Raw genomic sequence first — 25,039 nt, forward strand, 5'->3', positions numbered from 1 at the left:
GTTCGCTCAAAGTGGTGCGCGTTCGCTCAGTTTCAGCGGCCGGTCAGCCGGAACAGCACTTCGCCGGCCCGGGGGACGACCATGGTGTCCGGGTCGGCCGTGAACGCCGCGATGTCGATGGTCGCCGGGTCGCGATAGCCGAGGTTGACCGCGCGGCACACCTCCTCGGGGATGCCGGTCGCCAGCGTCACCTGAACGCGCAGCTTCTCCACGCCGGTTTCGGGGTCGTACGTGCCGGCTCCGCGCAGATGTGTCGAGTGCGCGAGAACGCCCCAGTGGATGTGCTCGAACCTGTCCCACTGCTTCACGAAGTAGTCGCGGCAGTGATAGCCGATCTCGTGGATCTGCGGGTGGCTGGTCGCGATCTCGGTGATGTGCGGCGCGTACAGAATGACCTCGCCGCCGTCGGCCACCACCGGCTCGACCTTGTAGAAGCCCTTGGCGCCGGTCCAGATCTCGTCGTACATCGCCGGAACGATCGAGAGCACCCGGTTGACGGGCCTATCCAGGTATGTCACGTGGGTGGCCGCGCTGATCTCGGCGGCGCTGGCCCACGACGCGATGCAGTCGCCGAACGAGATCGAGTGCAGCGCGCTGCTGCGGTCGCCCTCGGCCAGCCCCGGCACGTCGGGGTCGTCGGCCGTCTCCGCGGTGACGACACAGAACGCGTACGTCTCGGCCGGGATCAAGGCGGCGCCGTCATTGATCAGGGCCCGTACGGGCGTGAGTCCCGTCGTCCCGATGATCTCGGCCGAGGTGATGAGCGCGCCCAGCCAGTGCGACACGTCGATGATCTGCTGCCCGGCCACACCCGGGAAGAAGTACTTGTTGCCGCCCGACATGCCGACAACTTCATGCGGCAGCACGGGCCCGACAACAATCGCCACATCGTGTTCGACGACTGCGCGATTGAGCAGAACCGGAACATCACCGTGCATCCGGCCGTCCGAAAGTTGCTCGATCCGCTCACTCGGAATCGTTCCGAGGTTGGCAAACGTCGACGGCTTCCACCACTCGTGGTTGATCACCTCGGTGTCCGGATAGACGCCGACGTGCTCAGCCAAAGCCTCGTCCGACATCGCGCCGTGCGTTCCCAGCGCGATCACCACGGTCAGCCGGGACACCCGCCCGTGCAGCGCCTTGTGCACAGCTTCGACGAGCAGGGGCAGCGGGCAGGTGCGCGTCGCGTCCGGCACGAGCAGGCATACGCTCCGCCCGTCGAGGTCGAGCCCGGCCAGCTGTGCCCCCACGAACTCGCGTACCTCGGCCTCACCGAGAATCCGGTCGGCGCCACCCACCCGGGCGGCCGGCCCGGTCACCACAGCAGTCATTCCTCGATCCTGCCTGCCAGCGCCCGCCGGGCCCACTCGAACGACATACGATGCGACTCGAGTTTCGAATCCACGCTCGGCTCGTCCACCTCGATCATGAAGTCGCCGTCGTAGGACGCCGGGATGGCCTCGAGCACGGCGTCGAAGTCGACCACGCCCAGCCCCGGCTCGGCCCAGAGCCGCTTCGACGCCGTCTTTTCCCGGTACGAGCCACCGGCCTTGCCGCTGCCGGTGCCCTCGCTGCCCTGCGCGTCACCGCTGTCTTCCTGCGCTTCTTCGCCGTCTGCACCGCCGGCCAGATAGTCGGGGAACACGTCCTTGATGTGGATGCCGCCGAGGCGGTCGGCGTAGCGCCGGATGAACGGCGCCGGGTCGATGCCGGCCCAGCGCAGGTGCCCGGTGTCCGGCCCGAAACCGATCACGTCGGGACCGAGGTCGTCGAGCAGCCGGGTGATCTCGTGCTCGGTCTCGAAGACGCCGCCGACGTGCGAGTGGTGCAACGGCCGCAGACCCTCGGCGGCCAGCGCCCGGCACACCGCGCCGCACATGTCGATCGCCTGGCTCAGGCGGCCCTCGTCGAACGCCGCCCCGACAGCGGGTTGTTCGATGCGTGCAGGAACGCTCATCGACGACACCATCGTGCGATCGAGGCCGAGCGCGACCTGCGTGGCCGCGAACCGCTTGGCCTTCTCCACCTCGTCGCCGACCTTGACCGTGTCGTCGAACGGCGAGTTGAACAGGCTGAGCGACGGCGACAACCCGTACCGGCCGATCCACGCCCGGTACTCGTCGGCCGTCATGTCCTCGGGAACGTCCGCCTTGACCGCGGTGAACCCGATCGCATGGAAGTCGCCGAACGCTTCGTCGAGCACCTCCCGCGTCTTGCCGGCCGTGGCCCAGTAGGGGATGGGATTCGCGGCGATCCTGCTCATGTGAGTTTCACCGGCTTTCCGGTTCGGGCCGACTCGTACGCGCCGGTGATGACCGCTATGGATTGGCGGTTCGTCTCCAGGTCGACCCGGAGGCGGGCGGTGCCGGCCAGGGCATCGAGGAAGTTGAGGTATTGCAGGCGGTGAGCGTCGGACAGCTGGCCCGGGTTGCTGCTGGCCGTGTCCGCACCGCCGCCCGACGTGACCTGGGTCGTGCCCATCAGCCGCTCCTCGATGTCCTGTCCGACCGGCGTCGAGTGGAAGAAGGCGAGCTGGTCGTTGTCGATGACCGCCGAGCCGCGGTCGCCGTGCACCTGCAGGCGGGCGCTGAGTCCCGGGTAGGCCGAGGTGGTCGCGTGCAGAACGCCCAGCGCGCCCGACTCGAAACGCACAACCCCTGTCGCCACATCTTCCACTTCGATGCGTTCGTGCGCGAGTGTGCCCGTGTACGCGAACACCTCCACCGGCCGGCCGAGCGCCGCGACCAACAGGTCGACCGTGTGCACACCCTGGTTCATGAGCGCGCCGCCGCCGTCGAGTTCCCACGTGCCGCGCCAGTCGCCGGAGTCGTAGTAGCTCTGCCCGCGCCACCAGTCGATGGCCGCGATGCCCGACGACACACGCCCGAACTCGCCTGCCGCGATGGCCGCGAGCGTCTGTTCGGTGGACGGGTCGAACCGGTGCTGCGAGATGACCGTGACCAGCGTGCCCGCCTTGTCCCGGGCCCGGATGATCTCGTCGGTCTTGGCCACCGTGATCTCGGCCGGCTTCTCGATGATCACGTGTTTGCCGGCTTCAAGAGCCTCGATGGCGACGACCCCGTGCAGTCCGGTCGGCGTGCACACGACCACGACGTCGATCTGTTCGGCGGCGAGCGCGTCGGCCAGCGACGAATACGGCCGGCCGCCGCGCGCAGCGGCCAGTTCGGCCGCCCGCTCGGCGACGACGTCGACCACCGCGACCAGTTCGAGCCGGTCGGTGAGCTGGCTGGTGACCAGCCCGTGCTGCTTGCCGATCACTCCCGCGCCGACAATGGCGACCTTGGGCCGGCCGCCGCTGCGCGTTTGCTGCGCGATGGTGTTCGTTTCGTTGACGGTGGGATCGCTCACGCGAACTCGATCTCCTCGGTCTTGAGCAGGCCGGTGAAGGCACTGTGGGCGGTGCGGAACAGGTCGGGCCCCGAGAAGCCGCCGGTGGTGTGGCCCCCGGCCAGATGCGGCTCCAGCGAGAAGAAGCCGTCGAAGCCGTCGTGCCGCAGCGCCCGGATGGTCTCGGCCACCTCGCCGTCGCCCTGCCCGGCCGGCACGACCGTCCCGTCGCTCAGGAACGCGTCCTTGATCTGCACGTACTCGACGTGCGGACGCAACTGCGCGTACCCGTCGGTGTACGGCCGCACGCCCACTTGCACGAAGTTGGCCGGATCCCACGCGAGCCGCAGGTAGGGCGAGCCCACCGAGCGGATCAGGTCCAGGCAGCGGCTGGGCACGTCGCCGTAGATCTCCTTCTCGTTCTCGTGCAGCAGGACCAGGTCGGCCTCCTCGGCGACGCGCGTCAACGCGCGCATTCGCTCAATGACCTCCGCCCGGTGCACGGCCGGGTCGTCACCGGCCGGGATGAAGAACGAGAAGATCCGGATGTACGGGGCCTCGAGCAGACGGGCCACCTCGGCGGCGTGTTTCATGCGTTCCAGGTGCGGCGCGAAGTCGTCGGTGATGCCGATCTTCCCGATCGGCGACCCGATCGAGGACACCTTCAACCCGTACGCGGAAAGGGTCTTCTTGACCTTGTCGAGCTGCTCGGCCGACAGGTCCAGGATGTTGACGTCCCAGGCGCTGCGCACCTCGACGTGCGTCATGCCCAGGCCGGTGACGACCTCGCACTGCTCGGTGAAGTCGGGGGAGATCTCGTCGGAGAAACCGGAGAGAGTCCACATCGGCGGTGCCCTTCAGCTGGTGGTTCGATAGATCTCGTCGATCAGGCGCTGCGCCTTGAGCGCCTCCTGCGGCCCGATCCAGAACGGTTCGGGGCTGTCCAACGAGCGGTAGAAGTCGGCGATCAGGATCTCGTGCGAGGCGCCCCAGTACGAGCGTCCGGTGCCGCCGGGGGCCAGTTCGGCGATCGTCTCGACCCGGCCGTCGGCGTACGCCACGGTGAGGTCGCCGCGCAGCAGCAGGGTGCCGTGCTCGGCGACGATCTCGAGCGTCACCGGCGAGTCGGTGGCATTGGTGACCGTGGCGAAGAAGACGCTGCGCGCGCCGCCGGCGTGGTCGAGCACCAGATGCGCGGTGTCCTCGACGTCGCCGGGCAGCCCGCCGTAGCGGCCGGCGTGCCCGGTCGTCGTGATCACGTCGCCGACCAGCCACTGCAGCAGGTCGAGCGTGTGGATCGCCTGGTTGATGAGGACGCCACCGCCTGCACGTTCGCGCACGGAACGCCACGGACGAGCGTCGTAATAGGCAGCGTTCCGGTGCCAAAGCACGCTCGCCGAGGCGCCGATGACCCGTCCCAGTTCGCCCGCGCCCAGGATCTCGCGGGCGGCCTGGGTGGTCAGGTTGTAGCGGTTCTGCAGGCAGACGCCGATCTTGGCCGTCGGATGGTCCTTGGCCGCCGCCACGAGCAGTTCGGCCTGCTCGATGGTGTGCGCGACCGGCTTCTCGAGCAACACGTGCACGCCTCGCTCGAGAGCGTCCATCGCCAACTGCACGTGACGGTCGTGCGGCGTGCAGATATGGACAACATCCGGCCGTACTTCGTCCAGGAACGCGCGGTGGTCGCGCGTCGAGTCGCACACTCCGGCCAGCGTCGCCCCCAGCTTCTCGATCGCCGCCAGGTGCACGACCGAGACGGTGCCGGGGCCGATCAACGCGACGCGGGGGAGTGCCGAGGTCACTTGACGCCACCCGCCGTCAGGCCGCCGACCAGGTAGCGCTGGAAGGCCAGGTACAGCAGCACCACCGGGGCCGCGCAGATCAGGGCCGCGGCCATCATCTGCGAGTAGACCGGCAGGGCGCCGCCCTCTTGCTGCGAGCCGAAGATCTGCAGAGCGACGGCGGCGGTGTGCGTCTCCGGCCGGGTGAGCACCGAGGCGAACAACACGTCGTTCCACCCGAGCAAGAACGCGAAGATGCCGGACACGACGATCGCAGGCAGGCTCAGCGGAAAGATGATCTTCCACAGGATGACCACGGTCGAAGCGCCTTCCGTGCGGGCAGCCTCTTCCAGCTCACGGGGCAGCCCGCGCAGGTAGGTGACCATCACCCAGGTCGAGAACGGCAGTGCGAACGTCAGGTAGGCCACGAACAGGCCCCATCGCGTGCCGATCACGGTCAGCCCCAGGTAGTTGCCGGCCGACGAGAACAGCACGAACACCGGCAGCAGCATCAGAGTGCCCGGGATGCTCTGCAAACCGACAAGACCGCGCAGGATCGTCAGCCGCCCGAAGAACGAGTACCGCACCAGCACGTACGCCGTGGTCGTGCCCAGCAGCGCCGAGGCCACCGCCGTGAACGCGCAGACGATCAGGCTGTTGACGATGCCGGTCGACAGGTCGGCCGTCGTCCAGATGCGCGTGTAGCTGTCCAAGGTGAACGAGCTCGGCCAGTACTCGCCGCTCGCCACGCCCACGTCGCTGTTGAGCGAGGCGAGCACGATGTACAGCACCGGGATCAGCACCATGGCCACCAGCAGCGTCGTCACCGTGATCAGCAGCCAGCGCGGCAGCAGCCGGGTCGCCTCGGCGGAAGCGGAAACGCTCATCGCGGCACCGCCTGCGCGCACCCTGCGACAACGTCGCTCACAAACGTGCAGTCGGTCATCGCCGGCCTCCTTCCTCGTGGACGTCCAGGCGTACGGCCCGCAGGTAGATGAACAGCGGGATGGCGATCAGCACCAAGGACAGCACGGCCATGGCCGCACTCAGCCCGAAGCGCAGGCTCTGGAAGCTGGTCACGTAGACGATCATCGGCATCACGTTGACGTCCTCGGGCGCGGGCGCCCCGAACAGAACGAACGGCAACGTGAAGTTGTTGATGTGGTTGAGCGTCGCGAGCAGGCAGGCCAGCAGCACCGGGCCGCGCAGGTAGGGCAGGATCACCCGGCGCAGCTTCGGCCACCAAGGCGCGCCGTCGACCGCCGACGCCTCGTGCACCTCGTGGTCGACCGACTGCAGCGCGGCCAGCGCCATCAGGTAGATGAACGGCCAGGCGGCCCAGATCTCGACCAGGATCAGCGCCCAGTACGAGCGCGGCCCGGTCAGCCACAACCCGCCCTCGATGCCCACCTTCGACAACCAGGCGTTGACCACACCGTCCGGTTGCAGCATCGTGCGCCACACCGTCGCCACCACGAACGACGGAAGCACGTACGGGATGAGGAAGACCGCCCGCACCAGGCCGCGACCGCGATATTTGTTCTGGGTGACCAGCGCGGCCGCGATCCCGATGGGCACCGTGGCGATCGTCGACAAAACCGCGAACGACACGCTGATCCAGATCGAGTTGAGCAGGCCCGAGCTGAACGACTCGACGAAGTTGTCCAGCCCGATGAACGGCGCCTCGACCCACCGGCGCAGCGTGTACTGGTCGAGGTCGATCAGCGAGATCCACAGGGCCAGGACAAGCGGGATCAGAATGACGACGACCATCAGCAGCCCGCCCGGCGTGAGCAGCCACAGCGGACGCTGTCGCTCGGTCACGCCCCGGCGGCGCTGTTCCTTTTTGGCCTCCGACGAAGCCGGCGGCCGGACGAGGGTGGTCATTACTTGGCCCGGTCCAGCGCGGTCTGGGCCGACTTCTGCGCGTCGGCGATCCGGGAGTCGATCTGCTGCGTGCTGATCGAACCCTTGCCCAGGTCGGGCAGCGACTGCACGGCCACGTTCGTCAGTGCGAGCTGGATGTCACCCCAGGCGCCGGTGAACGGCGTGGCCACCGACTTCTTGGCCGCCTCGGTCACCGGGCCCAGCTGCGGGTCCGACGACAGCGTCTGCAGGGCGGCGGCGTTGGCCGGCAGGTTGCCGAACTTCTTGTAGTAGTCGAGCTGCACTTCCTGGTCGGTCACCAGTTTCACGTACTCGAAAGCAAGGTCTTTGTTCTTGGAGTAGTCCGCCACGAGCAGGTTGTCGCCGGAGAGGATGCTGGCGGCCTCGACGCCGTTGGACGGACGGCTGGTGGCGCCCGGCGGCACGGTCGGCAGCAGTGCGAACTTCCACTTGCCCTTCACCGCGCCCTGGTCGAGCGAGTTGGTGGCGGTCGTCGTCGTCAGCATGAAGTAGCCGGTCTTGCCCTTGGCGAACGCGGCCACCGCCTGCGGGTTCGTCCACCCGACGGACGCCGGGTCGACCACCTTGTCGCGGGTCAGCCAGCCGAAGTACGTGTCGTACGCCTTCTGCACGGTCGGGTCCTGCAGCTTGGCCGTCTTGCCGTCGACCAGCGGGTTGCCCGCCTGCACGGACATGCCCCAGACGAACTTCCACGGGTCGAAGTTGTCCTTGTACGCGATGGCCAGGCCGTACTCGTCGCCCTTGGTCATCTGCTTGGCCTGCTGACCCAGCTCGTCCCAGGTGGTCGCCGGCTTGTCGATGCCGGCCGCCTTGAGCATGTCCGTGTTGTAGGCCATGACGAACGGCCGGCTGACCCACGGGATGCCGACCTGGTTCTGCTCGTCCGGCCCCGAGATGCCCAGCGTGGCCGGGTTGAACTTCTCCTTGCCGCCGATCTTCTGCCACTCCTCGTCGCCCAGCTTCACGAAGGCGCCGGTGGAGTAGGCGGTGGGGGTGAAGGTGGTGCCGACCGCGTAGACGTCGGGGCCGGAGCCCGACACGACCGAGGTCTGGATCTTCGTGAGCTCGTCGTTGGCGCTGGCGAACGTCTCGAACTTGACCTCGGCCCCGGTCGCCGCCTTGAACTTGGTGCTGATGTCCTTCTGCCAGGCCGCGAATTCGTCGGGGTACTGGGTATTGGCGGCGATGAGCACGTTGAGCGTTTTGCCGGCGCCGCCTTCGCCGCCTTCGTCGTCGCCGCCGCAAGCGGCCGATGCGAGCGCCAGAACCGCAACACCGGCCAGCGCCGTAAGCTTCTTCGCGTTCATAAAAAACGTCTCCTCTGAGCTGCTAGCCGGAGGCAGTGATGGGGGTCACTGTGGGACTCCCGTTAACCTGCGCGCAATGAGTTGCCAGTTGTTGCCCCGCCGTCGTGGCAACATTTGGCAATTGGTTGCCAGGGGCACGTTCGGGCGGTGAGGCTCGGGCGCATGGCTGCCCTCACGTTGCATCCCGACCGGCTGCTGCCCGCCGATCCGGGCGTACGGTCGATCGCCCGCCGCCTGTACCAGGAGGTTCGCGACCGGCCGATCATCAGCCCGCACGGGCACGTGGACCCGCGGCTGATCCTGGACGACCGGCCGTTCGCCGATCCGACCTCCCTGTTCATCCAGCCCGATCACTACGTGACGCGGCTGTTGCATTCGGCCGGGGTGCCGCTGACCGACCTCGGGGTGGGCGAGGGGCCGCTGCCCGAGCAGCGGGCGCGCGAGGCTTGGCGGTTGTTCTGCGCGAACTGGCCACTGTTGCGCGGAACGCCTGTGCGTTATTGGTTCGAATCGTCGCTGGCCGATGTCTTCAGAGTGAGCGAACGGCCATCGGCGAACAACGCGGATGCGCTTTTCGATCAGATCGCCGGTCAGCTGAACCAGGACAGTCACCGGCCGCGCGCGTTGCTGAAGAAGTTCGACATCGCGTTCCTGGCCACGACCGACGACCCGGCCGACGATCTGGCCGCGCATCGCGCGCTGCGCGAGGACGAGTCGATCGAGACCCGGATCGTGCCGACCTTCCGCCCCGACCGCTACCTCGAGGTGGGCCGCCCGGGCTGGCCCGAGCTGGTCAAGGAGCTGGGCGGCGACACCGGCGACTACGCGGGCTACATCGCGGCGCTGGAGGAGCGGCGGCGGTACTTCATCTCGCTGGGCGCGGTCTCGGCCGACCACGGGCATTTCGACGCCGGCACGGAACCGCTGGAAGTGAGCGAAGCTGAGCGAATTTATCGTTCGTCCTTGAGCGGTACGGTCACTCCGCGCGAAGCGCTCGCCTTCCGCCGGCACATGACGTTCGAGATGGCGCGCATGTCGTGCGACGACGGCCTGGTGATGACCCTGCACCCCGGCGTCTGGCGCAACCACCACCCGGCGACGCTCGCCGCGCACGGTCCGGACACCGGGCACGACATCCCGGTCGCGGTCGAGCTGACGGCGGCGCTGCAGCCGTTGCTCGAACGCTTCGGCACCCACCCGAACCTGCACCTCGTGCTGTTCACGGTCGACCCCGACGTCTACAGCCGGGAGATCGCGCCGCTGGCCGGCTTCTACCCGTCGGTGTACGCCGGGGCGCCCTGGTGGTTCCTCGACAACCCGAGCGAGATCCGCCGCTATCAGCAGTCGGTCACCGAGATCGCCGGGTTCAGCCGGCTGTCCGGATTCATCGACGACACGCGCGCGTTCTGCTCGATCCCGGCGCGGCACGACATGTCCCGCCGGCTCGACGCCGGTTTCCTGGCCGGTCTGGTCGCCGAGCACCGCCTCGACGAGGACGAAGCTCTCGAAACGCTGACCGGCCTGGTCGTCACCCAGCCGCGGGAGGTGTTCAAGCTGTGAGGCCCGTACGCGTCGTGCACCTGGGACTTGGCGGTTTCTTCCGCGCTCATCAAGCCTGGTACACGGGTTTCGACGAGGAGTGGGGGATCGCCGCCTTCACCGGTCGCTCGGCGGGGCTGGCCGAGGCGCTGACCCGGCAGGACGGCCGGTACACGTTGGTCGTACGCGGGCCCGATTCCGACGATCTGCAGGTTCAGGAGTCGGTGGTTGCCGCCTATGCGGGCAGCGACGCCACCACCTGGCGGTCACTGGTGGCCGATCCGGCGGTGTCCGTCGTGACGATCACCATGACCGAAGCTGCATATGCGCCGGACGGAGTTGTCGCCGATCGTCTGGTGGCGGGGCTATCCGCGCGAAGGCTGGCCGGTTCCGGTCCGATCGCGATCGTTTCGTGCGACAACCTGCCCGGAAACGGCGAAGTGACTGCACGTGTCGTGCACGAGTTGGCCGCTCGCCTCGATCCGGCGCTCGACGAATGGATCAGCGCGCACGTTTCGTTCGTCACGACCATGGTCGATCGCATTACGCCGAAGACGACCGATTCCGACGTACGCGAGGTGGCCGAGGCCGACGGCTGGGCCGACGCCGCGCCGGTCATCACCGAGCCGTACACGGAATGGATCCTGAGCGGCGACTTCCCGGCCGGGCGGCCCGCGTGGGAGCGGGGCGGCGCGCGGTTCGTGGACGACGTCGTGCCGCACGAAACGCGCAAGCTGTTGCTGCTCAATGGTGGGCATTCCTTGCTCGCGTACGCCGGAAGTGCGCGGGGTCACGAGACGGTGGCCGAGGCCGTGGCCGACCCGGACTGCCGCGCCTGGCTCGAGCAGTGGTGGGACGAGGCCTGCCGGCACGTGCCCCTACCGGACGATGAGCTGACTGCCTACCGAGCGGCGCTGCTCGAACGCTTCGCCAACCCGCGGATCCGCCACACCCTGGCTCAGATTGCCGCCGACGGCTCGCAGAAGATCCCGATCCGCGTGCTGCCGGTGCTGCGCGCCGAGCGGGCGGACGGCCGCATGCCGACCGGCGCCGTGCGCATCCTGGCCGCTTGGATCGACCACTTGCGCGGTTTCGGGGCGCCGGTGTCCGACGCGGGCGCTCAGCCGTACATCGAACGGGCCGGTTCTGTGCGAGAGGTGCTGAGCTTGCTGGCCCCCGACCTGGACGGCGACCAGGACCTGATCGCCGAGACGGAACGCCTGGTGCAGGAGTCGAAAGCCAACCGCTAGCCCGTCGCCGACGACCCGGTCGGCACCGACGACTTTCCGTCGCGCTGACGCCCGTCGCGCCGACGCATGGCCCGCTGCTGATCGGACGCGTGGCCGGCTGCTGATCGGACGCGTGGCCGGCTGCTGATCGGACGTGGCCGCGCGCTGATAGATCGGCGCGGGCTACTGCTCGGGACGCAGGCTTTCCGGGAGTGGGGCGCCGACGACCAGCCCGGCCACGCCGGCCGCGGCCAGCGCCTCCTGCAGCACCAGACGCTCGGGCCGCTGCTGGCGACGGGCCAGGGCGGCCACGTCCTCGAACTCGGGCATGACCTGCACGATCACGCCGTCGCGGTGGGCGACCTTGACCGGGATGCGCGTGTCGCCCACTGTCACGTCGGCGAAGGCGCGTTCGAGGGCCACCTTGCCGCGCGGGCTGTGCCGGACGCCCAGCGTGCTGGTGTCGCGGAAGATCTGATCGCGCAGCGCGTCCACCAGTTCGGGTGCGCAGAGAACGCTCAACGTGTGCGCCGGACGCCCCTTCTTCATCAGGATCGGGACCAGCCACGCGTCCGAGGCTCCCCGCTCCAGGAGCGCGGCGATGATGCCCGGCCACAACCGCGGGTCGAGGTCGTCGACGTTGGCCTCGAGCAGCACCGCGTCCCGCTCCGGGCTGGGCGGATCGGGCTGTACCCCCGAGCCCTCGCCCGCGCCGATCAGCACGCGTACGACATTCGGATGCCCGGCCGGGTCGCGCGTGCCGGCCCCCACGCCGACCAGGTCGAGCGCCATCGCCGGCAGCGGCTCGCAGGCGCGGGCGAAGGTGCGCAGCAGGGCCAGCCCGGTCGGCGTGGCCAGTTCGCCGTCGCCGCCCGCCGACACCTGCCAGCCCTTGGCCAGCTCGGCCACCGCGGGCGCGGGCACCGGCAGCCGGCCGTGCTGAGCGCGCACGCTGCCCGAACCCAGCGCCACCGGCCCGGCCGACACCGTGGCCACGCCCAGGTCGGCCAGCGCCGCGCAGCAGCCCACCACGTCGGCGATCGCGTCCAGCGCCCCCACCTCGTGGAAGTGCACGTCGTCGGCCGGGATGCCGTGCACGCGGCCCTCCGCCTCGGCCAGCCTCCGGAACACGGCGGTGGCCGGGCCGGCGTTCTTCAGCAGCTCTCGCAGGTCGCGCCAGCTGCGGTGAGGCAGCGAACTGGTCAGCGGCTCCACCTCGGCCTTGAGCGCCCGCAGTCCGGCTCGGGTCACTTCCCGCGTACGAACCCGGACCTGGCCACCCGAGACGGCATCAACCGCCGACTGCACCGCCGCCAATGAGGCCCCCGCGTCGAGCAGGGCTCCCAGCAGCATGTCGCCCGCGATCCCGGCCGACGCGTCGATCCAGGCGTGCCGCCGCGTCACGCCGGCGCCGAGATCTGAGCGGCCAGATGCCCCGCCCCGTAGCCGTTGTCGATGTTGACCACGGCGACCCCCGGCGCGCAGGCGTTGAGCATGGTGAGCAGCGCGGCCAGCCCCTCGAAGGCCGCGCCGTACCCGACCGAGGTGGGCACCGCGATGATCGGCGCCGAGATCAGCCCGGCCACGACGCCCGGCAGCGCGCCGTCCATGCCGGCCGCCACCACCACCGCCCGGGCCTCGCGCAGCAGGTCGACGTGTTTGAGGATGCGATGCAGCCCGGCCACACCCACGTCGACGATCGATTCGGTGTCGCGGCCCAGGTACCGCGCGGTCAGCGCTGCCTCGCGGGCCACCGGCAGGTCGGACGTGCCGGCCGCCACCACGACGACGCGGCCGCCGGTGGGCTCGGGCGGCTCGGGCGGCCACGCGAGCAGCCCGGCCACCGGGTCGTGAAGCGCGTCCGGCAGCACCTTTAGAACCGCCGCGGCGTGCTCGTCGCCGGCCCGAGTGAACAGCGTGACCGCCTCGGTGTGCTCCCGGAGGGCGGCCGCGATGCCCGCCACCTGCTCGGGAGTCTTGCCCGCGCAGAAGACGGCCTCGGGGTAGCCCCGCCGCCGCGCCCGGTCCACGTCGAGGTCGGCGTAGGAGGACAGGTCGTCGGTCATGTGTTCTGCACAAACGCGCTGGTGAACGCCCCGGACTGGAGGCCGGCCAGGTCGAGCGCAACGAAGCGGAAGCCGGCCTCGGTCACCGCCTGGAGGATTCGGTGACGCAGCGGCTCGCTCGCGGCTCGGAGCAGGTCGCCGGCTGGCAGTTCGAGCCTGGCTATCTCCCCGTGATGACGTACGCGGAAATCGGCGAAGCCAAGCCGCCGGAGCGCCGCCTCGGCCTGCTCGACCTGGCTCAGCTTGCGGGGACTGACGATCTGATAGTGCGGAATGCGCGAGGCCAGGCAGGGCGCGGCCGGCTTGTCGGCGCACGGCAGCTCGAAAGTGCGCGCTATCCGCCGTACGGCCGCCTTGTCCAGACCGGCGACGGCGAGCGGAGTCAGCACCTCGTGCTCGGCGGCGGCCCGCGCGCCCGGCCGGTCGAGCCGCCGCACGTCGTCGGCGTTCTCCCCGTACGCGACCGCGTCCAGCCGATAACGACCGGCGACCTCGGCCCCGATCCGGGTGAACAGCTCGTCCTTGCAGTGGAAACACCGGTCGGGCCCGTTGGCGCGGTAGGCCTCGCGCTCGTCCTCGCGCGTCTCGACCTCGACCACCGGCACCCCGATCGTCTTCGCCACGAGATGCGCGGCCGTCCGCTCGTCGGCGGCCAGGCTGGGGGAGACCCCGAGCACGGCCACCACCCGGTCGGCGCCCAGCGCCCGGACGGCCAGCGCCAGCAGCACCGACGAGTCGACCCCGCCCGAGAACGCCACGCCGAGCCGTCCGACGTTGCGCAACTGCTCCGCCACATGCGCCGTGGCTTGGGCCGCCTCGTCGATCTCCACAGATGTCACCCCGCAATTCCACGCTTTGATCCCGGCCCGGTGGCAAGTGGTTGCCATTTGTTGCGGCTAAAGGAGTCCACGGGCGGCCGCGCGGCGAAGCTTGCCGGACGGGGTCTTGGGCAGGGAGCCGGGCGGCAGGATGCGGACGGCCGAGGGGCGGACGTCGATCTCGGAGACCACCCGGGAGGTGACCTCACGGACGATCTGGGCCACGGCTGCCTCGTCGGTGGCCTGGCGGGACTCGGCCAGCACGGCGAACGACTCGCGGGCCACGCCGTCGCCGGCCAGCAGGCGCACCGCCACCACGTTGCCCTCGCGGACGCCCGGCACCGAGCCGGCCGCGCGCTCGATGTCGGTGGGGTAGATGTTGCGGCCGCCCATGATGATCACGTCTTTGCGCCGGCCGCACACCACCACCTGACCATCGGCCAGGTAGCCCTCGTCGCCGATGTCGAGCCAGCCGTCGGCGTCGCGGGCGGGCTCCCAGCCGTCGGGCGTCAGGTAGCCGTCGGTCACCGACTCGCCGCGCAGTTGCAGGCGGCCGACCTGCCGGTCGCCGAGCGGCTTGCCCTCATCGTCGACCACCCGCACCTCGACGGTCGGGAACGGGCGACCCAGCATGGGAATCTCGCGCACCGCGCCGCCCTCGGCGCCCGGAGCCGCCCGCCGCTCTTGTTCGAGCGCGGCCGCGTTGACCCGGTCGAGGGCCATGGGATCGGCCACGCCGGACATCGAGATGACCAGAGTGCTCTCGGCCGCGCCGTAGCAGCAGTTGACGGCGCCCGGGTCGAAGCCGAAGCGGGACGCCACCTCGACGAACGCGCGCATGGTGGCCGGGTCGATCGGCTCGGCGCCGTTGCAGGCCACGCGCAGCTTCGAGAGGTCGAGCTCGCCCGGCTCGACCCGGGCCAGCTGCCGCGTCAGCACGGCCCAGGCGAAGTTGGGCGCGGTGGTGATCGTGCCGCCGTACCGGCTCAGCAGTTCGGCCCACAGCAGCGGGCGGCCCAGGAAGTCGGCCGGGGTGACGCTGACCAGCTCGAGCCCGCTCAGCATGGGCAGCGCCAGGCAGCCGATCATGCCCATGTCGTGGAACATCGGCAGCCACGACACCATCACGCCGTCCTCGCCGCAGCTGAGGTGCCGGCTGGAGTCGGTCAGGTTGGCGTACAGGTTGCGGTGAGTTATTCGCACGGCCTTGGGCTCGGCGGTGGAACCGCTCGTGAGCTGCAGCAGGGCGGGACTGTCCTCGTCGACCGGCACGGGCTCGATCTCTTGCCCCTCGCTCAGATCGGCGGGGGAGAAGTTCCTTATGCCGTACGCGTCAAGGGCCGCGGCCATCTGCCCGAACGGCGCGCCCACGACCACCGACCGCGCGTCGATCATCCGCAGCACCCGCAACGTGTCGTCACGCCAGACGGCCAAGTCGGTGCGCGGGGTGGGCTGGTGCAACATGGTCATGCTGCCGCCGGCCAGCCACACACCCTGGGCCACCGGCGCGGTCTCGGCCGGCTGGCCCGCCAGCACCGCCACCGCCTGCCCCGGTTGCAGCCCGCTCGCGACCAGGCCGCCGGCTATGCGGCGGGCCTGTTCGTGCAGCTCTTTCCACGTACGACGGACAGGCGGGCCGGGCTCGCCGGTCACCATGCCCGTGCGGGCGCGGCCGGCGGTGGCGACGACACTTTCCACGAAGCGGCTCACGCGAAGAACGCTACGCGGAACGGCTCATGATCGCGTGACGGCTTCGGCGTCCTGTGGATAACTCGCCGGGTAGGGCTCGGCGAAGTCGGCCGACCGCCCGACGGCGCCCCACTCGTCGACCTCGGCGATCTGCCGTACGGAGTAAGTGCGCGACATCTCGACGGCGTTCACGCCGATGGGCAGGTGGGTCGGGATGTGCTCGCGCCTGACCACCTGCACCAGGATCTCGCCGGCCCGGGCCGGGTCACCCGCGACCAGGTTGGCCGACCGGCCCGCGCCGCCGCCGGCCACCAGGCCGACCGTCGCCGCGTACTCCTCGGGGATCTCGTGGACGCTCATCGACGATCCGGCCCAGTCGGTGGCGAAGCCGCTCGGCTCGACCACCAATGTGCGAATGCCGAACGACGCTGTCTCGGCCGCCAGCACCCGGGTGAAGCCGTCGACGGCGAACTTGGCCGCCTGGTACGAGCCGAGGCCTGGCGTTCCGCCCACGCGGCCGCCGACTGACGAGAACTGCACGATGGTGCCCGTTCCCTGTCGTTTGAGGACCGGCAGTGCAGCTTTGGTGACGTTGTAGACGCCCCAGAAGTTGGTGTCGAACTGCCGGCGGAAGTCGTCCTCGTCGGTCGTCTCGATGGGCCCGACGTTCGCGTAGCCGGCGTTGTTGACCACCACGTCGATGCGCCCGAAGCGTGCGACGGCCTGGTCGACCGCAGCGAGGGCGGCCTCCCGGTCGGTCACGTCGAGAGCGACGGGCAAGACCCTTTCCCCGTACGCCTGGACGAGCTCGTCGAGGTCGGCCGGCTTGCGCGCCGTGGCCACGACCTGGTCGCCCGCCTCGAGAGCGGCGCGGGCGAGGGCGGCGCCGAAGCCCCGCGAGGAACCGGTGATGAACCATGTCTGTGTCATGGGTTTAGTGAAACGCGGTTTCGTTAATACCGCAACCGCGTTGTGTAACATGGGTGTGTGACGTCCGATACCCCGCAGCGAGCGCGCAGCGCCGAGGCCAAGCAGCAGCGCGAACGAGCGATACTCGACGCTGCCCGCGCGCTGGCCACCGCTCGCAGCGTCCGCGAGGTGACGCTGACCGACGTGGCGGCTGCGGTCGGGCTGCACAAGTCGGCGATGCTGCGCTACTTCGAGACGCGCGAGCAGATCTTCCTGGCGCTGGCCGCCGATGAGTGGCGCGATTGGACTGAAGGTGTTCGTTCGTCGTGGGCTAGCGGGCCGCCTGAGGTCGTGCTGGCCCGGTCGTTCGTCAGCCGGCCGCTCTTCTGCGACCTGCTCGCGCACATCCCGCTCAACCTCGAGCGAAACGTGTCGTTTCCGTCGGTCCGCAGCTACAAACGAACATCTTTGGCCGCCGTGCGCGCAGTCGCCGGCGATCTGGCGAGCCGCGAGGGGCTGAGCGAGCAGCAGGCGTACGACGTTGTCGCGACCGCCGCCGGTCTGGCCGGCGCGCTGTGGCAGATGGCCGCGCCCGGCACGAAACTGCGCGAGTTCTACAAATCCGAGCCCGAACTGGCCCACGCGGTCGTCGACGTCGAGCCCCGCCTGGTCCGCGTGCTGGGCGCGCTGATCGCCGGGTTCAGATCTCCAGCTGCTGCTCGATGATGCGCAGCTTGTGCCGCGCCATCGCCAGGTTGGCGCGGTCTTTGTGCAGGGCGAGATAAATGAAGAGCCCACCGCCGTCCGGGGCCGTGATCGGGCGGGTCAGGTGGTATTGCGAATCGAGGGTCACCAGAATGTCCTCGACGTTTTCGTTGAGGCCCAGCATTTCCAGCGTGCGCAATTTGGCCCGCAACACTTCTGTGTTGGCCGCGGCCGCCACGGCCACGTCGAACCCGTAGCCGCCACCCGCCGTGGCGAGCGCCATTCCGCTGGTCCAGTCCACGATCGCCACCGCCAGCGCGCCGTCCAGCTGCAGCGCGTCCTTGAGTGCCACGTCCATGTCGGCCATTCCCCGTGTGCTCCTTCCCTGGGCTGTGCAACGAGCATGACCGATGGTTGCCGCAGTCGATCGGACAGCGTGTCCGTCGTTTCCCGACGCGCGGCTCAGAAGATATAGGTGATTACGCCGGGAATTGAAGAATTCTGCAATTCGGCACCTGGGCAATTCATGATTTGCGCGGTGCGTTTCGGGTGGGGGAGATGCCGATGTCCGTGCCGCTGTACCAGGCCAAGGCCGAGATGTTCCGAACGCTCGGCCACCCGGTGCGCATCCGCGTGCTCGAGCTGCTGCAGGCCGGCCCGCGCCCCGTCCGCGACCTGCTGGCCGAGATCGACGTCGAGCCGTCCAGCCTGTCCCAGCAACTGGCCGTCCTCCGCCGAACCGGCGTGGTCGTCTCGTTCCGCGACGCCGGCCTGGTCATGTACGCCCTGAGCACCCCCGACGTGGCCGACCTGCTCGCCGCCGGCCGCCGCATCCTGAGCGCCGTCCTCACCGACCGCGACGGCCTCCTGGCCGAACTCCGAGCGAACTCACCCACGGACTAGACCGCACGCTTCGCTACCGCCGATGCCGCGCAGCTTCGGACGCCGCGCGGTCGCTATCGCGCAGTTCGAACGCCGCACGGTCACGGACGCCGCGCGGTCACAGTCGTGCAGGCTCAGACGCCGCGCGGTCATGGTCGTGCAGGCTCGGACACCGCGCGGTCATGGTCGTGCAGGCTCGGACACCGCGCGGTCATGGTCGTGCAGGCTCGGACACGCGCGGTTAATGTCGCGCGGGTTCGGACGCCGCGCCGTCGCTGTCGTTCGGGTCTGAACCGCCGGTCCGGCGGTCAGAGTGCCTGGCAGACCGCCTTGGCGGCCGCGACGACCGTCGCCCGATGGACTTGCTGGCGGGCCGAAGCGCTCACGCCGCGTGCGGCTTTCAAGCCCGGCGGCATGTTCGACCACGTCGTGGCGATCGCGATCACGATCTCCAGGATGTCGGTGGCGGCCAGGTCGTCGGGCAGCTTCAGTGCCTCGCGGACGGCCCGCGCCTTCTCCTGGTGTGACTCGATCTCGCCCGGCGTGGCGTCGGCGCGTTCCAGCCGGCTCCACTGCGTGAGCCGGATCAGGCCGGGGGTGGCCGCCAACGCGTCGAACAGCGACCCTGCATACCCCGGCAGGTCGTCCGGGTCGAACGGCGCCTCGTCGGCCAGCACGCTCAGCCGGGCCGCCAGAACCGCGTCGAACAGCCCTTCCTTCGACCCGAAGTACGCGTAAATCGCCTGCTTGTTGGCCTGCGCCGCCGCCGCAATCCGGTCGACCCGGGCGCCGGCGAGCCCCCGCTCCACGAACTCGCCGTAGGCGGCGTCCAGCAGCCGAGCACGCGTCGCGGCGGAGTCGTAGGCCATGCGCCAGAGCGTACCGCGTGACCAAACCAACTAGATGGTTGACTTCGCGCCGCGGTGCCGCCTACCTTTCCAACCATCTAGTTGGTTTAAACGAGAAACGCCGAGCATCGAGAGGCGAAAGCAATGGCGACCTGGTTCATCACGGGAGCATCCGCGGGCATCGGCCGCGCGGTCACCGAACAACTTCTGCGCGCGGGCCACCGTGTTGCGGCAACGGCGGGCGACGCAAGCCGTCTGAAAGACCTGAGCGGCAACCTGTGGACGGCCGATCTGGACGTGACGGACACCGAAGCCGTTCGCGACGTCGTCAGCCGGGCGTTCGGGGAGCTCGGACGCATCGACGTGGTCTTCTCGAACGCCGGGCGGGGCGCGGTCGGCGCCGCCGAGGAACTGTCCGACGAGGCGATCGCCGAGCAGATCGCCGTCAACCTCACCGGCCCGATCCAGCTCGTCCGGGCGGTGCTGCCCCATCTGCGGGCGCAGGGCGGTGGGCGCATCATCCAGACGACGACCATGGGCGCCCAGATCAGCAGCCCGGGGGCGAGCCTCTACCACTCGTCCAAGTGGGGGATCGAGGGATTCCTCGAGTCGCTGGCTCCGGAGGTCGCCCCGCTGGGCATCGGCGTGACCATGGTCGAGCCGGGCAGCGTACGCACCGGGTTCGGCGCGGCGCTGTCGATCGCCGAGCCGATGGCCGCTTATGCCGGCACGCCCGCCGGTCAGGTCCACCGCTACGTCGCGGCGAGCGGTGGCAACCTCACCGGCAGTGCGCCCGGCGACCCGGTCAAGGTGGCCGCCGCCGTCATCGCCTCGGCCGCGGTCGACCCCGCTCCCCGCCGCTTGGTGCTCGGCAGCGACGCCTACCAGGCAGTCCGTGCCGCCCTCGATGCGCGTCTGGGCGAACTCGACCCCGCCCTGGCCGCCTCCACCGACTTCGCAGCCTGAAACAACTGCAGTCGAAGCAGCCTGAGAGCTCTGCGATCGAAGCAGCCTGAAGCCCTGCGACCGAAGCAGCCCGAGACCCCTGCAGTCGAAGCAATCTGAAGCCCTTGCGGTCGCAGCAGCCTGGAACCCCTGCGGTCGCAGCAGCTTGGAGCCCCTGCGGTCGCAGCAGCTGGAGCCCATGCAGTCGAAGCAACCTGAAGCCCCTGCAACCGAAGCAGCCTGACAACCCTGCAATCGAAAGTGAGCACCATGAACCTCACCGACTACCGCACCCTCGGCCGCACCGGCCTGCGGGTCAGCCCGGTCGCGCTCGGCACCATGACCTTCGGCGACCCGTCGTGGGGTGCCGACGACGACACCTCGACCGCGATCCTCGAGCGCTATCTTGACGCCGGCGGCAACTTCATCGACACCGCCAACGCCTACATGGCCGGCCGCTCCGAAGAGGTCGTGGGCGCGTACCTGGGAAAGAAACCGCACCGGCGGGACAGCCTGGTCATCGGCAGCAAGTTCGCGCTGAGCATGGACCCGGCCGACCCCAACAGCGGCGGCACCGGGCGCAAGGCGATCCGCCACCACATCGACGCGTCGCTGCGGCGGCTCGGCACCGACTACCTCGACCTCTACTGGCAGCACAACTGGGACAGGCACACGCCGCTCGAAGAGACGCTGTCGACTCTGGACGACCTGGTCCGCGGGGGGAAGGTGCGCTACGTCGGGCTGTCGGACACGCCGGCCTGGGCGGTCGCTCGGATGGCGACACTCGCCGAATGGCGCGGCTGGGCGTCGATCGCGGCCATCCAGGTCGAATACAACCTGCTCGAGCGTACGAGTGAGGGCGAGCTCTTCGGCGCGGCCCGGGCGCTCGGCCTCGGCGTGATGCCGTGGAGTCCGCTGGCCAACGGCATGCTCACCGGCAAGTACACGCGAGAGAACGCCTCGCCCGAGGGCGCCGGCCGTGGCCTGTTCGTCGGCCGCCACCTCAATGAGGGCACCTTTGCACTCCTGGACACGCTCGCCGAGATCGCCTCCGCGCACTCGACGACGGTCGCCGCGGTCGCCCTGGCCTGGGTCCGGCAGCAGCCACTGGTCACCGCCACGATCGTGGGCGCGCGCACAATCGCTCAACTCGACGACAACCTGGCGTCGTTGAGCGTCGTTTTGACCGTCGCCGAATGCGCACAGTTGAACGCTTTGACCACACCGGACCTGAACTTCCCGGCCAACTTCTTGCGCGACTTCGGCGTCCCCGCACAACAGGGCAGCACGTCGATCAACGGCATCAACGCGGGCGCCCGCTAGAGTGCGCCCATGCGAACCGCATTGGTCACCGGCGCCTCGTCCGGCATCGGGCTGGCCACGGCGGAAGCGCTTGCCGCCCGCGGCTACCGGGTGCTCGGCACCAGCCGGAACCCGGAGTCCGTGAAACCGCATGAGGGCATCGAGTTCCTGCAACTCGACCTGACCGAGCCCGACTCGATCGAGGCCCTGGCGGATCGGCTCAAGGAAGTTGACGTCCTGGTCAACAACGCCGGCGAGAGCCAGTCGGGGCCGTTCGAGGAGCTGCCGGGCGAGGCGTTGCGCCGGCTTTTCCAGATCAACGTCCTCGGTCCCGTACGGCTGACGCAGTTGGCCCTGCCCGGCATGCGGGAGCGGGGCTACGGGCGGGTCGTGATGGTGGGCTCCATGCTGGCGTCATTCCCGTTGGCCTACCGCTCGTCGTACGTCGCCACCAAGGCGGCCATCAAGGGCTTCAGCAACGGAGCGAGGCACGAGTTCTCGCCGTACGGGGTCTGGTTCACCACGGTCGAGCCGGGCTCGATCAGCACGGGCATCAGCGAGCGCCGCACCAGCTACATCGAGCCCGATTCACCGCATCGCCGCGACTACGAGCGCATGCTGGCCGCGCTTAACCGCAACGAGTCGGCCGGCACCTCGGCCGAGCGGGTCGCCGCCACCATCGTGGCCGCCATCGAGAAGGACAAACCCCGTCAGCGGTACGCCGTGGGCAGCAACGCCGCGCTCGTCTTCCCGGCGCGGCGGCTGCTGCCGGTCTGGCTGGCCGAGAAGCTTACGCACCGCCGCCACGACCTGGCGCGCTGACCAGTTCCAGCTCGGCCGCCGGCTTGCCGAAGTAATAGCCCTGCCCGTACTGGTAGCCGAGCGCCCGCAAATAGGCGGCCTGCTCGGCGGTCTCGATGCCCTCGGCCACCGCGCGCAGGCTCAGGCCGTTGCTGACGTGGATGAGCGCGTCCACGATGACGGCCCGGCCGCCCTCGCTGATCTCGTCGACGAACGACTTGTCGACCTTCAGCACGTCGACCGGAACCGTGCGCAGCAAGCCCAGCGATGAGTGTCCGGTGCCGAAATCGTCCAGGGCGATCAGCACGCCGGCCCGGTGCAGCGCCTCCACCGCCTCGATGGCCACCCCACCGCCGAAGATGGCCGTCTCGGTCACTTCGACGAGCAGAGCGCGCGGTTCCAGACCAAATTCGGCCAGTACGGCGGTGACCACCGCGGGAAAGCCGGGCTCACTGAGCTGACGAGCCGACACGTTCACGCTGACGTAGCACGGCGCACGCTCGCCCAGTTCCCGTCGCCAAACCGCCAGCTGTGCGCAGGCCGTGCGCAGCACCCACTCGCCGAGCTCGACGATGAGCCCGTTGTCCTCGGCCACCGGGATGAAGACGGCCGGGCTGACGAAGCCGCGCACCGGATGCACCCAGCGCACCAGGGCTTCCACGGCCACCGTGCGACCGTCATACAGTTCGACGATCGGCTGGTAGACCACGTGGAAGTCGCCGTCGGACAGGCTGTGGCGCAGGTCGGCGCCGAGCCGCTCGGCCGCCTCGGCCCGCTCGTCCAGTTCAGGGCTGTAAACCACGAGCTGCCCGCCGGAGGCCTTGGCCGCATAGCGGGCGGTGTCGGCCCGGCGTACGAGTTCGGTCGCGCTTTGCTCCGACCCGGTCGACACGCCGAGGCGGGCGCTGAGCAGCAACTCGTGCTCGCCGGCGTGCACCGGCCGGCGCACCAGTTCGGCGATTCGCGTGGCCACAGCCGTGGCCTCGCCGGGCCGCGTGTCCCGCACCAGCAAGGCGAACTCGTCGGCGCCCATTCGCGCCACCAGGTCGTGCTCGCGGACGCTCTCGCGCAGCAGCCCGGCCACCGCGGCCAGCGCCTGGTCGCCCGCCTCGCGGCCGAGCCGGTCGTTGATGTTCTTGAATCCGGCCAGGTCGAGCATGACGACCTGACACGGGCCGTCCGCGGCGGCCCGGGCGGCCAGCCGCTCGAACTGGCGGCGGTTCGGCAGGCCGGTCAGGTCGTCCCGTTCGGCCTGGTCGCGCAGCTGGACCGCCTGCCGGTCGACCCGTGCGATGTAGCCGGACAGGCGCGTGGCGACCAGCAGGAACAGGGCGATGGAGCCGAAGGCGGCGGTCAGCCAGACCTGCCGCTCGGCGCCGTGCTCGCCGTGGGCCAGCATGAGCGCGGGAACCAGCAGCATCGAGCCGGTCAGCACGAGCAGGCGGCCGCGGCCGAGGCGGTCGGTCTGCGCCGGCGGCGGGTGCGCGGCTGAGGGATGAAGGGCGGCCGCCGCCCATAGGACGTACGCCAATAAGTAGCAAGTGAAGACGGCGGAGCTGAACCTGGCCGAGAACTCCGGAAGCAGTGAATAGACGGCGTTGGCGGCCAGAGTCAGCACGCTGGCCGCGGTCAGCAGCCACAGGCTTGCCGTGCGCGGGCCGCGTTGCAACAGCATGGGCACGATGACTGCGCACAACAGCACGCCCGCCGTCGGATAGCCGGCCGTGACCGCCCGCATGAGGAACGGCAGCGAACCGTCCATGAGGATCGGCTCGATCACGGTGGTCCAGTAGACGATGCCCACGCCCACCGTGATGATCGCGGAGTCGATGGCGGTGCCGGCCCGCACCCGCCCTCGTTGCCGCGTCAGCAGAAACAGCGCCGCGACCAGGAACGGGTAGGCGCTCAGATAGAGAGCATCGGCCCAAGACGGATAAGTCATCCGGTTGGTCTGGGTCAACCACGCGAACACGAGGTCGCCGCTGCTCCAGACGGCCACTGCCGCAGCGAACAGGTACCAGGCGAGCGCGAACCGTGCCTTGTGCCGCCGTGCACCGGCCACCATGACCGCGCAGGAACCGACCGAGACCAGCGCCGACAGCACCGCCGCCCACCACCCGTACGGCAGCATCGGATGGACGACGGCCGCGACGCTTCCGCAGACCAGCCAGACGCCCCACCACGTTCTCGGCACGATCTTCCTTCGGCCGACGGGACGTGGAGTTGAGGCGGATGCGCTATCCGGCCAGGGTGCGCAGCACCTCGATGATGCGGGCGGCCTCGTCCTCATCGGTCGTCTCGCGGCCGGAACTGTCGGCGGTGCCGAGCGCGACACCCACCGCGTCGCGCACGACCCGCTTGGCCGAGGCGTGCACCGACGGCACTCCAGTGGCCACGATCTTTTCGACAACACCGGGGTGGATGCCGCCGCCGGCCATGACCTCGATACGCCCGGCGGCCGCGGTGACCAGCCCGGCCAGCGCCGGCAGGGCGTCGGCGACCTGGGCCGCCCCGGCCGACGTCAGGATCCGCCGCACGCCTAGGTTGACAAGGGCGTCAATTCCCGCGTACGGATCCTGGACCGTGTCGAAGGCGCGGTGGAAAGTCACTTCGGCCCCCGCCGCCGCTTCCACCACCCGCTCGGTGAGATCGCCGTCGATTTCTCCCGCTCGGACGCCGCCCACGACCACCCCGGCCGCGCCGGCGCGCAGGACGTGCCGGACGTCGGCGACGATGGTGGCCGCCTCAGCCGGGTCGTACTCGAAGCCGCCCGGGCGCGGCCGCACCAGCACGTGCACCGGCGGCATGCCCGGCGTGCCCACGGCCGCTTCGACGAACCCGAGCGACGGTGTGACCCCGCCCAGCGGCAGCGCCGAGCACAGCTCGATCCGGCTCACCCCGAGCCGGGCCGCCACGGCCAGCCCCTGCGCATCCTGAACAGCCAGCTCAAAGGCAACCATCA

General features: G+C 69.7%; 24 protein-coding genes. 7 read left to right on the forward strand and 17 right to left on the reverse strand.

Annotation, left to right across the window (positions count from 1 at the left end; translation table 11 throughout):
• Window positions 1–32 precede the first annotated feature (32 nt).
• The 8 genes from OWR29_RS34590 to OWR29_RS34625 are packed head-to-tail and all read right to left on the reverse strand — an operon-like array spanning window position 33 to window position 8,344.
• Entirely contained in the window at window positions 33–1,331 is a 1,299-nt protein-coding gene (locus tag OWR29_RS34590; protein WP_267567647.1) for a lactate racemase domain-containing protein, read from the reverse strand.
• On the reverse strand, window positions 1,328–2,263 hold the full coding sequence (locus OWR29_RS34595; protein ID WP_267567648.1) for a sugar phosphate isomerase/epimerase family protein: 936 nt from the start codon (window positions 2,261–2,263) through the stop codon (window positions 1,328–1,330). The genes OWR29_RS34590 and OWR29_RS34595 overlap by 4 nt, the downstream gene beginning before the upstream one ends.
• Window positions 2,260–3,369 carry a Gfo/Idh/MocA family protein gene (locus tag OWR29_RS34600; protein WP_267567649.1) on the reverse strand — a complete coding sequence of 370 codons (1,110 nt, stop codon included), beginning with the start codon at window positions 3,367–3,369 and terminating at the stop codon, window positions 2,260–2,262. Before OWR29_RS34600 ends, OWR29_RS34595 begins: the two co-directional genes overlap by 4 nt.
• The gene (locus tag OWR29_RS34605; protein WP_267567650.1) at window positions 3,366–4,193 is read right to left on the reverse strand and encodes a sugar phosphate isomerase/epimerase family protein; all 828 of its coding nucleotides are present in this window, start codon (window positions 4,191–4,193) and stop codon (window positions 3,366–3,368) included. The genes OWR29_RS34600 and OWR29_RS34605 overlap by 4 nt, the downstream gene beginning before the upstream one ends.
• Window positions 4,194–4,205: 12 nt before the next feature.
• A complete protein-coding gene (locus OWR29_RS34610) occupies window positions 4,206–5,150 on the reverse strand; it encodes a Gfo/Idh/MocA family protein (protein ID WP_267567651.1) in 945 nt (314 codons plus the stop codon).
• Window positions 5,147–6,016 (reverse strand): carbohydrate ABC transporter permease, encoded by an 870-nt coding sequence (locus tag OWR29_RS34615; RefSeq protein ID WP_267567652.1) that lies wholly within the window; start codon window positions 6,014–6,016, stop codon window positions 5,147–5,149. Before OWR29_RS34615 ends, OWR29_RS34610 begins: the two co-directional genes overlap by 4 nt.
• A 55-nt stretch (window positions 6,017–6,071) precedes the next feature.
• On the reverse strand, window positions 6,072–7,016 hold the full coding sequence (locus OWR29_RS34620) for a carbohydrate ABC transporter permease (protein ID WP_267567653.1): 945 nt from the start codon (window positions 7,014–7,016) through the stop codon (window positions 6,072–6,074).
• Window positions 7,016–8,344, reverse strand: a complete 1,329-nt coding sequence (locus tag OWR29_RS34625; protein WP_267567654.1) for an extracellular solute-binding protein — start codon at window positions 8,342–8,344, stop codon at window positions 7,016–7,018. The genes OWR29_RS34620 and OWR29_RS34625 overlap by 1 nt, the downstream gene beginning before the upstream one ends.
• Before the next feature lie 162 nt (window positions 8,345–8,506).
• On the opposite strand from OWR29_RS34625, the gene uxaC reads away from it, so the two are divergent.
• Both uxaC and OWR29_RS34635 read left to right on the forward strand, forming a co-directional pair.
• Complete coding sequence (gene uxaC, locus OWR29_RS34630) at window positions 8,507–9,904, forward strand: glucuronate isomerase (protein WP_267567655.1); 1,398 nt, start codon at window positions 8,507–8,509, stop codon at window positions 9,902–9,904.
• The gene (locus OWR29_RS34635; RefSeq protein WP_267567656.1) at window positions 9,901–11,133 is read left to right on the forward strand and encodes a mannitol dehydrogenase family protein; all 1,233 of its coding nucleotides are present in this window, start codon (window positions 9,901–9,903) and stop codon (window positions 11,131–11,133) included. The genes uxaC and OWR29_RS34635 overlap by 4 nt, the downstream gene beginning before the upstream one ends.
• Window positions 11,134–11,295: 162 nt before the next feature.
• Here the strand turns inward: OWR29_RS34635 and larC are convergent, their stop codons facing one another.
• The 5 genes from larC to OWR29_RS34660 are packed head-to-tail and all read right to left on the reverse strand — an operon-like array spanning window position 11,296 to window position 16,615.
• Window positions 11,296–12,516 (reverse strand): nickel pincer cofactor biosynthesis protein LarC, encoded by a 1,221-nt coding sequence (gene larC, locus OWR29_RS34640; RefSeq protein WP_267567657.1) that lies wholly within the window; start codon window positions 12,514–12,516, stop codon window positions 11,296–11,298.
• Window positions 12,513–13,178, reverse strand: coding sequence for a nickel pincer cofactor biosynthesis protein LarB (gene larB / locus OWR29_RS34645; protein WP_267567658.1), 666 nt, complete (start codon window positions 13,176–13,178; stop codon window positions 12,513–12,515). The genes larC and larB overlap by 4 nt, the downstream gene beginning before the upstream one ends.
• Window positions 13,175–14,017, reverse strand: a complete 843-nt coding sequence (gene larE, locus OWR29_RS34650) for an ATP-dependent sacrificial sulfur transferase LarE (RefSeq protein ID WP_267567659.1) — start codon at window positions 14,015–14,017, stop codon at window positions 13,175–13,177. Before larE ends, larB begins: the two co-directional genes overlap by 4 nt.
• Window positions 14,018–14,074: 57 nt before the next feature.
• The gene (locus tag OWR29_RS34655) at window positions 14,075–15,706 is read right to left on the reverse strand and encodes a fatty acyl-AMP ligase (protein WP_267567660.1); all 1,632 of its coding nucleotides are present in this window, start codon (window positions 15,704–15,706) and stop codon (window positions 14,075–14,077) included.
• A gap of 24 nt (window positions 15,707–15,730) precedes the next feature.
• A complete protein-coding gene (locus OWR29_RS34660; protein WP_267567661.1) occupies window positions 15,731–16,615 on the reverse strand; it encodes an SDR family NAD(P)-dependent oxidoreductase in 885 nt (294 codons plus the stop codon).
• Between the two features lie 57 nt (window positions 16,616–16,672).
• Between OWR29_RS34660 and OWR29_RS34665 the strand changes: the two genes are divergently transcribed.
• Window positions 16,673–17,320 (forward strand): TetR/AcrR family transcriptional regulator, encoded by a 648-nt coding sequence (locus OWR29_RS34665; RefSeq protein WP_267567662.1) that lies wholly within the window; start codon window positions 16,673–16,675, stop codon window positions 17,318–17,320.
• Here the strand turns inward: OWR29_RS34665 and OWR29_RS34670 are convergent.
• On the reverse strand, window positions 17,295–17,666 hold the full coding sequence (locus tag OWR29_RS34670) for a hypothetical protein (RefSeq protein ID WP_267567663.1): 372 nt from the start codon (window positions 17,664–17,666) through the stop codon (window positions 17,295–17,297). The two genes, OWR29_RS34665 and OWR29_RS34670, sit on opposite strands and share 26 nt — an antisense overlap.
• 197 nt (window positions 17,667–17,863) lie before the next feature.
• Here OWR29_RS34670 and OWR29_RS34675 point away from each other — a divergent pair, with 197 nt between their 5' ends.
• Window positions 17,864–18,202, forward strand: a complete 339-nt coding sequence (locus OWR29_RS34675) for an ArsR/SmtB family transcription factor (RefSeq protein WP_267567664.1) — start codon at window positions 17,864–17,866, stop codon at window positions 18,200–18,202.
• A 287-nt stretch (window positions 18,203–18,489) separates the two neighbouring features.
• Here the strand turns inward: OWR29_RS34675 and OWR29_RS34680 are convergent, their stop codons facing one another.
• A complete protein-coding gene (locus OWR29_RS34680) occupies window positions 18,490–19,050 on the reverse strand; it encodes a TetR/AcrR family transcriptional regulator (protein WP_267567665.1) in 561 nt (186 codons plus the stop codon).
• A 123-nt stretch (window positions 19,051–19,173) separates the two neighbouring features.
• Here OWR29_RS34680 and OWR29_RS34685 point away from each other — a divergent pair, with 123 nt between their 5' ends.
• From OWR29_RS34685 to OWR29_RS34695, 3 genes are all read left to right on the forward strand, one after another.
• Window positions 19,174–19,995, forward strand: a complete 822-nt coding sequence (locus OWR29_RS34685; protein ID WP_267567666.1) for an SDR family oxidoreductase — start codon at window positions 19,174–19,176, stop codon at window positions 19,993–19,995.
• A 249-nt stretch (window positions 19,996–20,244) separates the two neighbouring features.
• Window positions 20,245–21,297: an aldo/keto reductase gene (locus OWR29_RS34690; RefSeq protein WP_267567667.1), complete on the forward strand. Its 1,053-nt coding sequence runs from the start codon at window positions 20,245–20,247 to the stop codon at window positions 21,295–21,297.
• Between the two features lie 9 nt (window positions 21,298–21,306).
• The gene (locus OWR29_RS34695; protein WP_267567668.1) at window positions 21,307–22,098 is read left to right on the forward strand and encodes an SDR family oxidoreductase; all 792 of its coding nucleotides are present in this window, start codon (window positions 21,307–21,309) and stop codon (window positions 22,096–22,098) included.
• Here OWR29_RS34695 and OWR29_RS34700 read toward each other — a convergent pair.
• Both OWR29_RS34700 and OWR29_RS34705 read right to left on the reverse strand, forming a co-directional pair.
• The gene (locus OWR29_RS34700; protein ID WP_267567669.1) at window positions 22,067–24,271 is read right to left on the reverse strand and encodes a putative bifunctional diguanylate cyclase/phosphodiesterase; all 2,205 of its coding nucleotides are present in this window, start codon (window positions 24,269–24,271) and stop codon (window positions 22,067–22,069) included. The two genes, OWR29_RS34695 and OWR29_RS34700, sit on opposite strands and share 32 nt — an antisense overlap.
• A gap of 43 nt (window positions 24,272–24,314) precedes the next feature.
• Window positions 24,315–25,037 carry a copper homeostasis protein CutC gene (locus OWR29_RS34705; RefSeq protein ID WP_267567670.1) on the reverse strand — a complete coding sequence of 241 codons (723 nt, stop codon included), beginning with the start codon at window positions 25,035–25,037 and terminating at the stop codon, window positions 24,315–24,317.
• Between the last annotated feature and the right edge of the window lie 2 nt (window positions 25,038–25,039).

Origin of the sequence: Paractinoplanes pyxinae (assembly GCF_026626335.1) — a bacterium.
GTDB lineage: Bacteria > Actinomycetota > Actinomycetes > Mycobacteriales > Micromonosporaceae > Actinoplanes > Actinoplanes pyxinae.